The organism is Demequina subtropica, assembly GCF_000971235.1.
Classification (GTDB): Bacteria; Actinomycetota; Actinomycetes; order Actinomycetales; family Demequinaceae; genus Demequina; species Demequina subtropica.
This window is the reverse complement of record NZ_BBMB01000009.1, coordinates 70,463-84,245: the sequence shown is the minus strand read 5'-3', so window position 1 is coordinate 84,245 and position 13,783 is coordinate 70,463. Positions and strand designations below refer to the sequence as shown.

Below are 13,783 nucleotides of genomic sequence, written 5' to 3'. Positions count from 1 at the left end.
GAGGTGCCCGCATCGTGACGAGGATGAGACCTCGGCGCCCTCAGGAGCGGGCCGCGCCGCCGCCGTCGAGGGCGGCGAGCAGCCCCTCGACCAGCTCGAGGTCGCACTCCAGGGTCGACCCGCCCAGGTGCGGGGTGACGACCACCCGCTCGAGCGCGAGCAGGGGATGATCCGCCGGGAGCGGCTCGTCCCCGTGCACGTCGAGCCCGGCGCCCGCGAGGGCCCCCGAGCGCAACGCCTCGAGGAGGGCGTCCTCGTCGACCACCGGCCCGCGCGCGGTGTTGACCAGGATCGCGCCGGGCTTCATGCGGGCGAGCTCGGCGGCGCCGAGCGTGCCCCGCGTGACCTCGTCGAGAGGAAGGAGGACCACGATCGCATCGGACTGTGCGAGCAGGGTGTCGAGGCCCACCTGGCGTGCGCCCGTCGCGGACTCGAGGTCCGGGAGCGGGACCTTGTCCACGAACAACGGTCGCGCCTCGAGCGCGGCGAGCATGCGCAGCAGGGGTGCGCCGATGCGCCCCGCACCCAGGACGCCGACCGTCGAGCCTGCGAGATCGCGGCCGGAGTACGGGACCTTGAGGTCCTCGCGCGGCCAGCGGCCGTCCCGGATCGCCTTGTCGGCGGCAGGCACCCGGCGCAGGGTCGCGAGCAGCAGCGCGAGCGTGTGCTCCGCGACCGTGCGCCACAGGCGGGTCGACTCGAGCAGCGCGATCCCCCGCTCGCTCGCGAGGGTGCGGACCTCGGGCGGCGCAAGGTGGACCGCCAGCGCGCGCAGGCGCGGGGCCGCCTCGAGCTCGGCCGTGCCGGGCGGCCCGTACGCGACGATTCCGGCCGCGGTCGCGATCGCCCGGGCCCGTTCCTTGCCCCCGCGAGGGAGCACGGCGACCTCGGCCGCGGCGCGCAGCAGCGCGAGCGCCTCCGGGTGGAGCGACATGTCGACGAGCACGGACGGGCGCGGCTCCGCCATGCTCAGCCGCCGCCCTCCTCGACCGCGACGACCGCGCCGGCGCGCTCGAGGTTGCCCGCTACCTCACGCGCGGCGTCCTCCGATACGTTCCGTCGGACGATGAGCGGGGCCCCCTTCTCGATGGCCTCGCGCACGGTGCGGAGCTGGCGCACGTCCGCCCCCTCCTCGCGCGCCGCCTCCAGCACCAGCTCCGGGGTCTCGCCCCAGGCCGTCACGGTGACCGTGAACGGACCCGGCTCGCGGGCGGGCGGACGGCCGAGCGGCGCCAGACCCAGGAACCTGCGGATCGGCGCCTCCATGACGACCGCCGGCACCAGCAGCGCCACGGCGATCACCCAGATCGGGAGGGTCGTGGACAGGACCGCGAGCACCACACCCCAGGCCACGATCCCGGACAGGACGATGGCCCAGCGCGCCCCGCGGCTCATGCGGGGCACCCGCGCTTCGCGGTTCGAGTCGACATGAGGCTGTTCTACCCGAGATCCGTCGCCGGCGCGGCTACTCGACGACGACCGTCGCCCCGTGGCCCTCCAGCAGCAGGCCCAGGTCCATCGCGGACTCGTCCGAGAGCCCCGCGCGCACCACCAGCGGGCTCCTCGCGTCCTTGCGATCGGCCAGCTCGGTCCAGGACAGCCCCGTGGAGGCCTCCATGTAGACGGTCCACAGCACGCGCATCCGGTGCGCTCCCCACGCGGTGATGCGCACCGTGCGCTCGCCGTGCACGCGCATCGGCTCCACGGGGAAGCGCCACGGCTGCACGCGAAGCCAGGCGCGCGCGGCCCAGCGCGACACGAGCGGCACCGCGATCCACACGAGCAGCGACCGCAGGAACGAGTAGCCGTCCGCGAAGAGCCGATCCACCAGCCAGAGCTGCGCAGCGATGAGGGCCGCCCAGAACACCGCCCACGAGGCCACGTCGCCCCACGCCTGCCGCCACCTGCGCGCGTGCTCGCGTCGGGCCTCGCGGTTCATCGCCCTGCCTCTCGACCCCTCGAGCGAGTCGAGATGTGCATGTTCTACCAGCCCCGGCGCCTCCCACGGAAGGCGGGAGCCGTCGCGCTACTGGAGCTCGCGCGCGGGCTCGTCGTGATGCTCCTCGGCCTCCGCCGCATCGGCCTCGCTCGCGATGCCGCCCGCGTGGGCACGATGCGACGCGAGACCGACCGCGATGACCGCGACGATCGCGGCGACGCCCGCGATCACGGTCCGCCACACGCTGTTCGCCCCGCCGCCGTAGCTGAGCGCCACCACGGCGGGCGCGATGAGCAGCGCCACCAGGTTCATCACCTTGATGAGCGGGTTGATGGCCGGGCCGGCGGTGTCCTTGAACGGGTCGCCGATCGTGTCGCCGATCACCGTCGCCTCATGCGCCGCGGAGTTCTTGCCGCCGTGATAGCCGTCCTCGACGATCTTCTTCGCGTTGTCCCACGATCCGCCGGCGTTGGCGAGGAACACCGCCATGAGCACACCCGTGCCGATCGCGCCCGCGAGGAACCCCGCGAGCGCGCCGACGCCGAGCGCGAAGCCCACGAAGATGGGCGCCATCGCCGCGAGCAGGCCGGGTGTCGCGAGCTCGCGGAGCGAGTCGCGCGTGCAGATGTCGACCACGCGCCCGTACTCGGGACGCTGCGAGTAGTCCATGATCCCCGGCATCTCGCGGAACTGACGGCGGACCTCGAACACGATCGCGCCTGCGGCGCGCGTAACGGCGTCGATGGCGAGCCCGCTGAAGAGGAACACCGTCGCGCCGCCGATGATCACGCCCACGAGCGTGAGCGGATGGATGATCTCGTAGCTGAAGTAGTCGGCTGCGTTCGCGGACGCCTGCTCGAGGGCGTGCGTGACGGCGTCCGAGTAGCTGCCGAACAGCGCGGTCGCCGCGAGCACGGCCGTCGCGATCGCGATGCCCTTGGTGATGGCCTTGGTGGTGTTGCCCACCGCGTCGAGGTCGGTGAGGGTCTTGGCGGCCTCCTCGTCGACATCGCCCGACATCTCGGCGATGCCCTGCGCGTTGTCCGAGACCGGGCCGAACGTGTCCATCGCGACGATCACACCCACCGTGGTGAGCAGCCCGCAGCCGGCAAGCGCGACCAGGAAGAGCGCGAGCGCGATCGAGCCGCCGGAGACGGCGAACAGGATGACGATCGCGCCGGCCACGACGGTCGCGGTGTACACCGCCGACTCGAGGCCCACGCCGATGCCCGAGAGCACCACGGTCGCGGCGCCGGTCAGCGAGGTGCGCGCCACGCGGCGCGTCGGGCGCTTGGCGGTGTCCGTGAAGTAGCCCGTGATCCACAGGATGAGGCCCGCGAGGCCGATCCCGACGAACACCGCGACGGTCGCGATGGCCCGCGGGTCGCCCGAGGCATCCTCGACCGCGCTGCCGTCGAAGTCCGCGAACGACGACGGGAGGTAGACGTACGAGGCGACCGCGGCGAGCACCGCGCCCGCCACGGCCGCGGTGTAGAAGCCTCGGTTGATGGCCTTGAGGCCGGGCTCGTCGCCCCGGACCTTGGTGATCGCGACGCCGAGCGCCGCGACGAGCGCCCCGATCGCGGTGACGATGAGCGGGAACACCAGCCCCTGCTCACCGAAGGCCGCCTTGCCCAGGATCAGCGCCGCGACGAGCGTCACGGCATAGGACTCGAACAGGTCCGCGGCCATGCCGGCGCAGTCGCCCACGTTGTCGCCCACGTTGTCCGCGATGGTCGCGGCGTTGCGTGGATCGTCCTCGGGGATGTGCTGCTCGACCTTGCCCACGAGGTCCGCCCCCACGTCGGCCGCCTTGGTGAAGATGCCTCCGCCCACGCGCATGAACATCGCGAGCAGCGCCGCCCCGAAGCCGAAGCCCTCGAGCACCGCCGCCGCATCGTCCCGGTACAGGAACACCACCGCCGCCGCGCCGCCGAGGCCCATGCCGACCACCGACATGCCCACGGCACCGCCCGTGCGGAACGCGATGCGGGCGCCCTCGGCGCGTCCGCCCTGGCGCGTCGAGGCGGAGGCCACACGGACGTTCGCCCGCACGGCCAGCCACATCCCCATGTAGCCGATGGTCGCCGAGCAGCCCGCGCCCAGCAGGAAGAACAAGGAGCGGCCGATGCGCACGCCCGTGTCTCCGGGCAGGAGGAACAGGAGCGCGAACACGAGCGCGGCGAACAGCGCGAGGGTGCGAAGCTGCCGGCTCAGGTAGGCCGACGCACCCTCCTGGACGGCGGTCGCGATGTCGTTCATCTTCTCGGTGCCGTCGGGGGCCTTGAGGACCTGCGCGCGCAGCAGCCACGAGGCGAGCAGCGAGACTGCGGCGATGACGCCGATGACGACGACGACGGTGAGGCTCCCGGAGGAGACCTCGACGGCGGTGGCGGCTGCGTGCATACGTCCTCCCTGACGTCTCCCCGACGCGACTCCGTTGTCACGCCCGCATGGGGTATTTCGCCACTCTAGGCGACTCGGCCACGAGCGCGACCGGTGCGCCCCAACGTTTTCCGGGGCACGCACGTCGATACTGCGAGGCACGACGAGGTGGGGGACGCGATGGGCGACTGGCGGGACACGATGAGCCAGCTGATGCGGGACCGCGAGCGCGCGCTGCTGGGGTACGCGTACCTGGTGTGCGGCAACGGCCATCTGGCACAGGACCTGGTGCAGGACGCGCTGGTGCGCACCTTCGCGCATCCTCGGCCCGGGTTGACGGCGACGAAGGCCGAGGCGTACGTGCGCCGCGCGATCACCACGGTCTACATCGACGGCTACCGCCGCGAGCAGCGCTGGCGCCGGGTGCAGCACCTGTTCCGGCCCACGACCGAGGCCGTGGACCCGCTCGCGGGCGTCGAGGCCTCGGCCGATGTGCTCGAGGCCCTGGCCACCCTCACGCCTCGCGAGAGGGCGTGCGTGGTGCTGCGCTTCTTCGACGACCTCACGGTGCCGGACATCGCGCACCAGCTGGGACTCGCGCCCGGCTCGGTCAAGCGGTACCTGCACGATGCGCTGGGACGGCTCGAGCTGCTGCTCGGGCCGCTCGAGGATCACGACGAGGCCGATGCGGTGGACGTCTCCGCACGGCGACGGAAGGAAGGCGAGTGACATGAGGCTCTCGGAGGCTCTGAGGAGCGCAGCCGACCGCGCCCCGCTCGAGGGGCTCGAGGTGGACGCCGCGCGCGCACGCCGCCGCGTCGCCACGCAGCGGGGCCTGCGGATGGGCGCGAACGGCACGCTCGCGGGCGGCATGGTCGTGGTGCTGGGGTTCGGTGTGGCCGGCGCGATGGACGGCATGGCGGGCTCCGCCTCGACCTCCGCGGACATGCCTGCCGAGGAGGCCGCGGTCGCGGAGGACGGCGCCATGGGCGGCACCGGGGACGCGGGCGACATGAGCGCCGAGGCCGACGCCGCCGGCGGCGGTGCGGCATCGTCGCTCGCGTGGGGCGTGTGCGGCGAGGAGCTGCCGCAGGTCGACACGGGCGACGACCCGCTCGCGACCATCAACGCCTCCGTCACCTCGCCCGAGGTGTCCGACGGCATCCTCACGTTCGATGCGGGCCTCGCCTCGAGCATCGACGCGGAGTTCGAGACGTTCGGGATCGCCGGCGCGGTGCTGTGGGACGGCATCGTGGTCGGAACCGTCGACGCGTCGAGCACGATGCCCGAGGGCGACTCGTACACGTCGCAGCTGATGTCCGACGCGATCGGTATGGAGATGCGAGAGGTGCCGCTCGTGAACTGCTGGGATGGCGCCACCCTCCCGGCCGGTGACTACTCGCTGGTGCTCACACAGGAGCTCTGGCAGGTGATGGCGCTCCAAGGCGCGGATGCCGGTCAGACGCCCGACCCGGGCATCGCCGCGGACGACTTCTTCCGGCTCGTGAGCGAGCCGATGCCGTTCACCGTGACCGGCGACGCGACGGACGACCCCTTCGCCGCCTACCTCGGCGGGTCGGACGACCCGGCGCCGGTCCAGGTGGATCCTCCCGTGACGGAGCCCTCGAGCGCGGTGGACGACGCCGCGCTCGACCCGGCGACGGCGCGCGAGCTGTACCTCGCGGGGCTCGCCGGCGCCTGGGACATGGCGCCCGGCACGCAGCGCTGGACGGTCTCGAGCGACTTCTCGGGCGGCCTCGACGGGGCGTGGTTCGGCTGCGGGAGCACGGCGTTCCCGGCGCGTTCGGCCCAGATCGACCTGCTCGACGTCGACGTGGAGGCGCCCGCCGCCATCGACGTGAGCTACGGGTGGGTGGTCGACGGCAACCCCGTGGTCACGAGCACCATCGCGAACACGTCGGACTGGGACCTCACGCAGTTCTGGGGCAAGGACGAGCTCCAGCTGGTCCTGGTCCGCGACGGACGGGTGGTCGCCGAGGCCTACACCGTGGACCCGCGGCGAGACGCCTACGCGGAGGACATGCTCGCGGCCGACGGCGCCGAGTCCGAGGGCATGGTCTATGTCGACAGGTCGACCACGCTCGCCGCGCACGCGACCGACGCGGGCTCGTTCCTCTGGCGCGACGTGGACGGCTGCTGGACGGACACAGGCGCGAGCGAGGTCGAGCCGGGCACGTACACCCTGCTCGCGAGCCACTACCTCAGCGTCGGCGGCGGCATCGTCACGATGGAGGACGACTGGGCCACCGAGGAGGAGGCGCGGCTCGGCGACGGCGACGCGGACCTGGGGTTCGGGAGCAGCGAGCCGCTCCTCACGCCGGGCGACGAGGGGCTCGCCGCCACCGGCGGCGGCACGTCGGGATCGAGCACCGGATCGGACGCGGCGATCGGGGTGGCTCCTGACGCCTACGATGCCGTGGACTTCCAGGTGTGGACGTCGCTCGGCACGGTGACGGTGCGCTAGGCGCGCACCCCGACACCCCTGCATGATCCGAGCGCGGTCGCATACCGGACATCTCGGAATGTCGCCAAGGTTCCACGTGTGGGAAATGTCACATTTTACGCAGGACTGAGCGGACACGCCCTGTGCCGTTATGGAATTGTTGCCGTCGCACCAGATTGAATCGGTGGGACAGGCGCCGACGCTGGCGCCCACAGATTTCCTGACAGCGGCACGATCCCTCAGCCGTCCGGTGTCAGGAATACCGTCGGCGGCGGCCCGACCCCCCTCAGCCCGGGCCGCCGCCGACACCCTTCCACCCCGCCCGTGCTCGCGCGGTCCTTCCTGAGGACTCGACCGCGACCACCACGGCACCGGTGGGATCGACGTCGCAGCGGACGGCTTCGCCCCCGACCGCCGTGGCGGCCCGGCCCGCCACGGCGCACGCGGATGCGGCACCCTCCGAGACTCCGCCTGCCGCCTCGGCCCGCGTCACGATGGCGCCGGCGATCGCGGCCGCGTCCGCGGCGGCCTGGGCGCGCGACTGCGCTGCGATGCGCGCGACGCCGGCGGCGAGGAGCATCACCAGCGCGGTGGCGACGAGCACGACGGCCAGCGCGACCACGGCGCCCGCGCCCGCATCGTCCATGCGGCGCTTCACCTCCGTCACCGCTCGGCCGGGAGCGCGGCCCGCGCGGATCGCTCGCCCCACGGCCATCCGAGGTCGACCGCGACGGTGACCTCGACCCATCCGCCGCCTCGGACGACGGCGACCTGCGCGTCCCCGCCGGCGGCGCGGCGCGCCGCCGCCTCGCCGGCATCGTCACCCGCGACCGTCGCGGCGTGCGCTCCCGCGAGCGCCGCGGCCGGAAGCGACACGCCCACCGCCGCCGCGTGGACCGCGGCGAGCATCCACGCGAGCACGACGACCACGGCCGGCAGCGCGAGAGCGAGCTCCAGCGCCGCCGAGCCGCGGTCGCCGCGCCTCCTCATCCCCCGAGCGCGCTGCGCACGATGCCCACGAGCAGCTCGCGCACCTCGTCGGACTTGAGGATGACCACCAGCAGGCCGGCGAATCCGGCCGCCGCGACGGTCACGAGCGCGTACTCGACCGTCGCCATGCCCTCGTCGTAGCGCAGGTCCCTGCGTTCCATGGGGGCTCCTTTCTCCAGGGGCCTCCCACGGTGCGCGACCTCCGCGGCGCGCGCATCGTGCCTCTCGCGAACCGGCGAGAACTGCGCACCCCGCCGGGCCTGGGGACATCGCGCGCGGAGAGGCGGCGCGGCATCGGAGCGCGCCGCGCCGCCTCCCTCGGGTCGGCTACCCGCGCCCGTGGCCTCCCCCGCTGGGCTTGCACACGAAGCTCGAGGCCTCCTCGGGATCGCCCGCACGGTAGCGCGCGACCAGCGGATACGGGCACAGGGGGCGGCTGCGGTCGGATGCCCAGGTCGCAGGGACCTCGGTGTTGACCCCACCGGCGTTGCCCTCGCCGCGGGCGGTGGCGACGATGCGGTCGGGCGCCTGGCCCTCCTCGACCCACGCGATGAGCGCGCCGAGCCCGTCGAGCTGATCGGTCGCGGGACCACCCCTGACGTGGCCCATGCCCGGCACCTCGAAGTACCGCACGAACTGGTCCGCCTGGTGGCGGTAGGCAGCGTCGAGATCGTCGTACCACGCGGCCGTGTCGTCGGGTGAGAAGACACCGTCCGCGGTCCCGTGCACCACGATCATCTTCGCGCCGCGATCGCGCAACGTGTCGAGATCCGTGGGCTCGGGCGGCGTCATGAACTCCATGCCGCTCTCGGTGTACGGGCCGGAGGTCGCGTAGATCGACTCCGCCGCGGCGTCGATGTCGACGGCGAGCGGATCCGCGATGTACGCGGGCGGCGTGCCGAACACGGTGCCCACGGCGAGCGGGTCGAGCTGGACGGACGCGGTGAACTTCCACCAGCCCCACCCCGCCTGGGTGATGCCCGGGTCGAGCGGGAAGCTGCTGTAGATCTCCGCCCCGTCGCTCGTGGTCGCACCCGCGAACACCCGGGCGATCACGGCCTTCTGCTCGGCGCTGAGGCACGAGCCGTCCCGATCACCGTCGCACGTAGGCACGGCGCGGTCGATCGAGAAGATGCGCTGGCAGCGGTCGGTGTCGAGGACCTGGCCGTCGCGGAGCCCGTCGAGCCCGTCGCATCGGTCGATCAAGGCCGCCGCGACCAGGTCACGCTCGGCCTGCGTGAACGCGGTGGCGAGGTCCGCCGGGTCGGTCGCGACCTCCGCCCACTGCTGCGCACCCCAGATCTGGGCGACCGCGGCCTGGGGCAGGTTGAAGCCGGGGGCGATCGCGAGGAAGCCGTCGTACTCGTCGGCGTAGCGGGCCGAGGCCACCATCGTGTGCCGGCCGCCGTTCGAGCCTCCCGCGATGTACGAGCGATCCGGGCCGCGCCCGTAGGCATCCGCGATGAGCGCCTTCGCCATGGGGGTGAGGGTGCCGACCGCCTGGTAGCCGTAGTCCAGACGCGCCTGCGGCTCGAAGCCGAACACGGGGATCTGCGCGCCCGTGTGGCCCGCATCGGAGCTGAGGACGGCGAAGCCCATCTGGAGGCCGTTCTGGAGCTGGCCGCCGGTGAAGGTGCCGGTCGCGGTCGAGACGCTGCCGTCCAGCCCGCCGTTCGCCTGGTAGAGGTACCGCCCGCTCCACTCGACGGGGAGGCGCATCTCGAAGCCGATGCGGTACGTCCGACCATCGAATCCGCTGACGCGCTCGTTCATGTGCCCCTGCACCAGGCAGTGCTCGCCCACGTCGGCGCCGGCGTTCGTGAGGGTCCCGGCCGGGACCACCTCGGCCGTGGTGATCACCGTCGAGGCGAACGCGAAGCCCGCGAGGCTCTCGCACTCCTGGAGCGCTCCCGGCACCGCCGCGGAGAGGCGCGGGAGTCCCTTGCCCCCATGCGGATGCGCCTGCGCGGCCGTCGATGCGCCGGCGATCGCGATGCCCGCAAGCGCGAGCGTCGCCAACGCCCCGGCGACCCTTGACCTGCGCCGGCCCTCCCCCTGCCTTCGGCCGCCGCGGGCCCGTCCTGACACCGTTGTCGGGATCATCGCACTTCCCTTCGTCGACGCGTGGACCACCGCGGCACACCGTTGTGCCGCCCACGCCCTTCGATTATCAAGGAAGTTGATAACAAGTCAAGGTTTGTCCGCATCGTCCCGTGCGGCCGGCCCTGCTCCGGATGCCCCGAGGACGGCCCGCGCATCGCCGAGCCAACCGGCCAGGTCCGCCCGTTCGCGCACCGTCAGCGCGCCGAACGCCTCTGCCTCGATGCGGTCGATGTCCGGGGCGCAGCCTGCGAGCAGCACATGGGCCGCGGGCGTCAGGGAGATCACGAGCCTCCGCGCATGGAACGGATCGGCATGCCGCTCGATGAGGCCCGCGTCGAGCAGCGCCCGCACCACGCCGTCCATCGCCTGCGCCGACACGAACGAGTGCCGCGCCAGCTGCGCCGAGGTCATCTCCGGGTGCCGTTCGAGGACGGTGAGCGCCGTGTACTGCGGCACGGTGATGCGATGCTCGCGCAGGACCGCGTCGAGCCGCGCGCGCACGGCCAGCTCGAGCTGCTTGACGAGGTACAGCAGCCGCGGCGCGTCCGCCTGCGTGTCCATCCGCATCCTCCCGGTCGCCGCCAGCGTACGGGACGCATCGCGCGCCGCCGCCGCGCGCGCCGCGGCCCTGCGACCTGCGACCTGCGCCGGCATGCGCCCTGCGCTCGGCCACGATGCAGCTCTAGAGTGGCGAACGGGGCCGCACCGGCCCGCGCCCACCACCCGGCCGAGGGGAAGCATGTCGGACAACACCTCCAGCCCCGGCGCCGGGGTGCTCGCGCGCAGCGCGGTGCCCGCCGCGATCCTCGGGGTCGCAGGCGCGCTCATCCTGTTCGGGGTGGATGCGATCGCCGAGGTCCTCCATCACGTGTGGTGGGACTCGCTGCCGCATGCGCTCGGCGTCGACGGCGAGGCACGGTGGTGGGCCGCGCTGATCCTCACGGTCACCGGCGCGCTCGTGGGCCTCACGCTGTGGAAGGCTCCCGGGCACGGGGGCCACGACACCGCGACCGTGGACCTCGTCTCCGCCCCGCTCCCGCTGCGCACGCTCCCCGGGGTGGCCGTCGCGCTCATCCTGGGCCTCGCGGGCGGAGTGAGCCTCGGGCCCGAGGGGCCGATCATCATGATCGCGGTCGGCCTCGCGGTCGTGGTCTACCGGCGCCTCCTGCCCGAGGTGCCCGTGCCCGTGGTGCTCATGATCTCGACCTCGGCGATGCTCGGGGCGATGCTGGGAACGCCGGTCGCCTCCGCGCTGGTGCTCACCTCGGTGATGGGCGGCGCCCAGCCCGGCCAGCTGTGGGACCGGCTGTTCGCGCCGCTCGTGGCCGCCGGCACGGGAGCGATGACCTACCACCTGCTTGGCGGCACCAGCTGGGACATGGGCCTGCCGGAGTACTCGCCCGGATGGGTCGACCTTCTCACCGCCTCGGCGGTCGCGACCGCGGGCGCCGCCGTCGGCGCCCTGGCGGCCTATGCCTTCACGCCCGCCCACCGGCTCGCGCGGCGGCTGCGCCACCCCGTCGCCTACGCGACCGTGGGCGGCGCCCTGCTCGGCGTGCTGGCCCTCGTCGGCGGCCAGATCACCATGTTCAAGGGCGCGGAGCAGACGGCGGAGATCCTCGCGGAGCGCGACGAGTACGGCATCGGCGCGCTCGTGGTGATCGTGCTGGTCAAGCTCGCGGCGATCGTGATCTCGGGCGCCTCGGGCTTCCGCGGCGGCCGGATCTTCCCCGCGCTGTTCACCGGCGTGGCGTTCGGGCTGCTCGCGCACGCGGTCGTGCCCGGGATGTCGCTCACGCTCGCGATCGCCTCCGGCGTGCTCGGCGTGCTGTTCGCGATCGGTCGCGACGGTTGGATCGCGCTGTTCGGCGCCGCGCTCATCTGCGGCACCGCGGCCGTGCTGCCGATCCTGTGCGTCGCCGTGCTGCCCGTGTGGCTCCTGCTCACGCGCGTCCCGCACATGCTGGTCCACGTGGACGCCGCGCCCGACTCCGCCGAGGCCGAGCCGGAGCAGGCCCGCTAGCGCCCGCCTCCCCCGACCACACCCCCGAGAGTCCCGCCCACCACCGCGACGAGCAGAGGCAGCAGCCCGACCACCACGAAGGCCGGCAGCAGGCAGAGCGTGAGCGGCAGCGCGATCCTCACGCCCAGCTCGCCCGCGGCGATCGCGGCCTCCGTCCGGGATCTCCGGGCCGCCGTCTCGGCCGCGGCCGCGAGCGACGGGACGGGGCTCGCACCCGCCGCGACCGCCGGCACCACGGCGCGCGCCACCGGCTCCCATCGCGACCCGCGCGGAGGAGGCCGGCCGCCGCCGCCCGGAAGCGCGAGCGCGACCTCGCCGAGCCCCGGCTCCCCCAACGCCTCGGCGACGGCGCGGAGCGCATCGCCGACCGGACCCCCGGCGCCCAGCGCCGCGCCCACGAGCGCCGCGGCCGCCACCACCGCATCGTGCTCCCCTCCGACCTCCTCGGCACGGCGGACGATGCGCCGCGTCCACGCCCGTCCGGCCCACGTCAGCACCGCGCCGAGCGCGAGTAGCGCCCAGCCGAGCGGGGTCGCGCCGAGCACGCCGAGCGTCCGTGGATCGACGAGCGCGCCCATCCCGATCCCCGCGAGCGGCAGCCACGCGAGCACGCGCGCGCTGAGGCGCGGCCCGGCGAGCGCCGCGCGCCGGAGCGCCTCGGACTCGCGCTGGTCGGCCGCCGCGCGCGCGATCGCGAGCAGCATCGCGGCGAGCGGCGCCCCCGTGCGCTCGGCGAGGCCCGCGGCCGCGACGACCGCGCGATCGAGCCCGTCCACCGGAGGCGTCGGCAGGACGACCCCGGCCCTGCGCCACGCCTCGGCCGCCGGCAGGCCCGCGCGGAGCAGGCCGACCACGCGCGGCAACGACTCGTCCCACCCCTCGCTCATGCGGAGCCTCCCTCCGCGAGCGCGCGGACGCCCATCCAGGCGGGACCGAAGCGCAGGGAGCCGCCGTCGAGCACCGCCGCGGTCGCGACGCGCAACTCGGCGCCGGTCGCCTCGAGGCGCGCGACCTCCGCGACCCGGCGGCCTCGAGCGGTCCGCTCGACGTGGATCACCACCGCGAACGCCGCGCCCGCCTGCGAGGCCAGCTGGGCGGGGGACAGCCCCGCGAGCATCGCGAGGGAGGCCAACCGCGCGGGCACGTCCCCCGCCGAGTTGGCATGGACCGTGGTGAGCGATCCACGATGACCGGTGTTCGCCGCCGCAAGGACCTCGCGGAGCTCGGCGCCGCGGCACTCGCCGAGCACGATCCTGTCGGGCCGCATGCGCAGCGCCTCGCGGACCAGCCGGTCGAGCCCGATGCCGCCCGCGCCCTCGACGTTGGGCCGACGCTCGACCAGGCGCACCACATGCGGGTGGCTCACCGCGATCTCGCCCGCCTCCTCGATGAGCACGATGCGCTCGGTCGGCTCCGCGAGGGCGAGCAGCGAGGCCAGGAGGGTGGTCTTGCCCGCCCCCGTGCCTCCCGAGACGAGCACCGGGACGCGCGCCCGCACGAGCCCCCGAAGCAGCTCCGCGAGCTCTCTCGCGAGCATGCCCGCCGCGACCAGGTCCGCGAGCGCGAAGGGCACCTCGCGGACGCGCCGGAGGGAGATCGCGGTGCAGCCGTCGGCGATGGGAGGCAGCACCGCGTGCAGGCGCGTGCCGTCCGGGAGGCGCGCGTCGACGGTGGGCTCCGCATCGTCCAGGCGCCGGCCCGCCGAGGCCGCGAGCGCGACCGCGAGGTCGCGCACGCGCTCGGGTCCGTCGAGCGTGAGCGGGCGGCGCTCGAGCCCGTCGCCGCGATCGATCCACGCTCCGCCCGGATCGTGGAGGAGCACGTCCGTCACGCCGGGGAGCGCGAGGAGGGGTGCGAGCACGTCGGCGGGTGAGGTCAC

At 74.0% G+C, this 13,783-nt stretch carries 14 protein-coding genes; 3 read left to right on the top strand and 11 right to left on the bottom strand.

The genetic code is table 11. The features are described from left to right. Positions 1-40: 40 nt before the first annotated feature. From AOM06_RS15000 to AOM06_RS09105, 4 genes are all read right to left on the bottom strand, one after another. The gene (locus AOM06_RS15000) at positions 41-967 is read right to left on the bottom strand and encodes an NAD(P)-dependent oxidoreductase (protein WP_062304920.1); all 927 of its coding nucleotides are present in this window, start codon (positions 965-967) and stop codon (positions 41-43) included. 2 nt (positions 968-969) lie between these two features. Then, a complete protein-coding gene (locus tag AOM06_RS09115; protein WP_062304915.1) occupies positions 970-1,395 on the bottom strand; it encodes a hypothetical protein in 426 nt (141 codons plus the stop codon). 70 nt (positions 1,396-1,465) lie between these two features. After that, positions 1,466-1,939 carry a hypothetical protein gene (locus AOM06_RS09110; RefSeq protein WP_062304911.1) on the bottom strand — a complete coding sequence of 158 codons (474 nt, stop codon included), beginning with the start codon at positions 1,937-1,939 and terminating at the stop codon, positions 1,466-1,468. An 87-nt stretch (positions 1,940-2,026) separates the two neighbouring features. Continuing rightward, positions 2,027-4,345, bottom strand: a complete 2,319-nt coding sequence (locus AOM06_RS09105; protein ID WP_062304909.1) for a sodium-translocating pyrophosphatase — start codon at positions 4,343-4,345, stop codon at positions 2,027-2,029. Between the two features lie 159 nt (positions 4,346-4,504). Here AOM06_RS09105 and AOM06_RS09100 point away from each other — a divergent pair, with 159 nt between their 5' ends. Both AOM06_RS09100 and AOM06_RS09095 read left to right on the top strand, forming a co-directional pair. Next, positions 4,505-5,053, top strand: coding sequence for a sigma-70 family RNA polymerase sigma factor (locus AOM06_RS09100; RefSeq protein WP_062304906.1), 549 nt, complete (start codon positions 4,505-4,507; stop codon positions 5,051-5,053). 1 nt (position 5,054) lies between these two features. Further along, on the top strand, positions 5,055-6,809 hold the full coding sequence (locus AOM06_RS09095; protein ID WP_062304903.1) for a hypothetical protein: 1,755 nt from the start codon (positions 5,055-5,057) through the stop codon (positions 6,807-6,809). A gap of 265 nt (positions 6,810-7,074) precedes the next feature. Here AOM06_RS09095 and AOM06_RS09090 read toward each other — a convergent pair whose 3' ends face one another. From AOM06_RS09090 to AOM06_RS09075, 5 genes are all read right to left on the bottom strand, one after another. Beyond that, positions 7,075-7,455: a hypothetical protein gene (locus AOM06_RS09090; RefSeq protein WP_156163658.1), complete on the bottom strand. Its 381-nt coding sequence runs from the start codon at positions 7,453-7,455 to the stop codon at positions 7,075-7,077. Continuing rightward, positions 7,452-7,778, bottom strand: a complete 327-nt coding sequence (locus AOM06_RS09085; protein WP_062304897.1) for a hypothetical protein — start codon at positions 7,776-7,778, stop codon at positions 7,452-7,454. The genes AOM06_RS09090 and AOM06_RS09085 overlap by 4 nt, the downstream gene beginning before the upstream one ends. Continuing rightward, positions 7,775-7,939 carry a DUF4244 domain-containing protein gene (locus AOM06_RS14435; RefSeq protein WP_082105456.1) on the bottom strand — a complete coding sequence of 55 codons (165 nt, stop codon included), beginning with the start codon at positions 7,937-7,939 and terminating at the stop codon, positions 7,775-7,777. Before AOM06_RS14435 ends, AOM06_RS09085 begins: the two co-directional genes overlap by 4 nt. Positions 7,940-8,105: 166 nt before the next feature. Further along, positions 8,106-9,797, bottom strand: a complete 1,692-nt coding sequence (locus AOM06_RS09080; RefSeq protein ID WP_228372907.1) for a tannase/feruloyl esterase family alpha/beta hydrolase — start codon at positions 9,795-9,797, stop codon at positions 8,106-8,108. A gap of 171 nt (positions 9,798-9,968) precedes the next feature. Continuing rightward, positions 9,969-10,442, bottom strand: coding sequence for a MarR family winged helix-turn-helix transcriptional regulator (locus AOM06_RS09075; RefSeq protein ID WP_062304894.1), 474 nt, complete (start codon positions 10,440-10,442; stop codon positions 9,969-9,971). A gap of 178 nt (positions 10,443-10,620) precedes the next feature. Between AOM06_RS09075 and AOM06_RS09070 the strand changes: the two genes are divergently transcribed. Further along, positions 10,621-11,904: an ion channel protein gene (locus tag AOM06_RS09070; protein WP_062304891.1), complete on the top strand. Its 1,284-nt coding sequence runs from the start codon at positions 10,621-10,623 to the stop codon at positions 11,902-11,904. On the opposite strand, the gene AOM06_RS09065 is transcribed toward AOM06_RS09070, so the two are convergent. Together AOM06_RS09065 and AOM06_RS09060 are read right to left on the bottom strand one after the other, a co-directional pair. Continuing rightward, positions 11,901-12,791 carry a type II secretion system F family protein gene (locus AOM06_RS09065; RefSeq protein WP_062304888.1) on the bottom strand — a complete coding sequence of 297 codons (891 nt, stop codon included), beginning with the start codon at positions 12,789-12,791 and terminating at the stop codon, positions 11,901-11,903. The two genes, AOM06_RS09070 and AOM06_RS09065, sit on opposite strands and share 4 nt — an antisense overlap. Continuing rightward, positions 12,788-13,783 (bottom strand): TadA family conjugal transfer-associated ATPase, encoded by a 996-nt coding sequence (locus tag AOM06_RS09060; protein ID WP_062304885.1) that lies wholly within the window; start codon positions 13,781-13,783, stop codon positions 12,788-12,790. The genes AOM06_RS09065 and AOM06_RS09060 overlap by 4 nt, the downstream gene beginning before the upstream one ends.

Bases quoted from the DNA above. Each gene is read 5' to 3' on its own strand.
- AOM06_RS09070 (WP_062304891.1), top strand. From the start codon at position 10,621: ATGTCGGACAACACCTCCAGCCCCGGCGCCGGGGTGCTCGCGCGCAGC.
- AOM06_RS09065 (WP_062304888.1), bottom strand. From the start codon at position 12,791: ATGAGCGAGGGGTGGGACGAGTCGTTGCCGCGCGTGGTCGGCCTGCTC.
- AOM06_RS14435 (WP_082105456.1), bottom strand. From the start codon at position 7,939: ATGGAACGCAGGGACCTGCGCTACGACGAGGGCATGGCGACGGTCGAG.
- AOM06_RS09075 (WP_062304894.1), bottom strand. From the start codon at position 10,442: ATGGACACGCAGGCGGACGCGCCGCGGCTGCTGTACCTCGTCAAGCAG.
- AOM06_RS09110 (WP_062304911.1), bottom strand. From the start codon at position 1,939: ATGAACCGCGAGGCCCGACGCGAGCACGCGCGCAGGTGGCGGCAGGCG.
- AOM06_RS15000 (WP_062304920.1), bottom strand. From the start codon at position 967: ATGGCGGAGCCGCGCCCGTCCGTGCTCGTCGACATGTCGCTCCACCCG.
- AOM06_RS09105 (WP_062304909.1), bottom strand. From the start codon at position 4,345: ATGCACGCAGCCGCCACCGCCGTCGAGGTCTCCTCCGGGAGCCTCACC.
- AOM06_RS09115 (WP_062304915.1), bottom strand. From the start codon at position 1,395: ATGAGCCGCGGGGCGCGCTGGGCCATCGTCCTGTCCGGGATCGTGGCC.
- AOM06_RS09085 (WP_062304897.1), bottom strand. From the start codon at position 7,778: ATGAGGAGGCGCGGCGACCGCGGCTCGGCGGCGCTGGAGCTCGCTCTC.
- AOM06_RS09100 (WP_062304906.1), top strand. From the start codon at position 4,505: ATGGGCGACTGGCGGGACACGATGAGCCAGCTGATGCGGGACCGCGAG.
- AOM06_RS09095 (WP_062304903.1), top strand. From the start codon at position 5,055: ATGAGGCTCTCGGAGGCTCTGAGGAGCGCAGCCGACCGCGCCCCGCTC.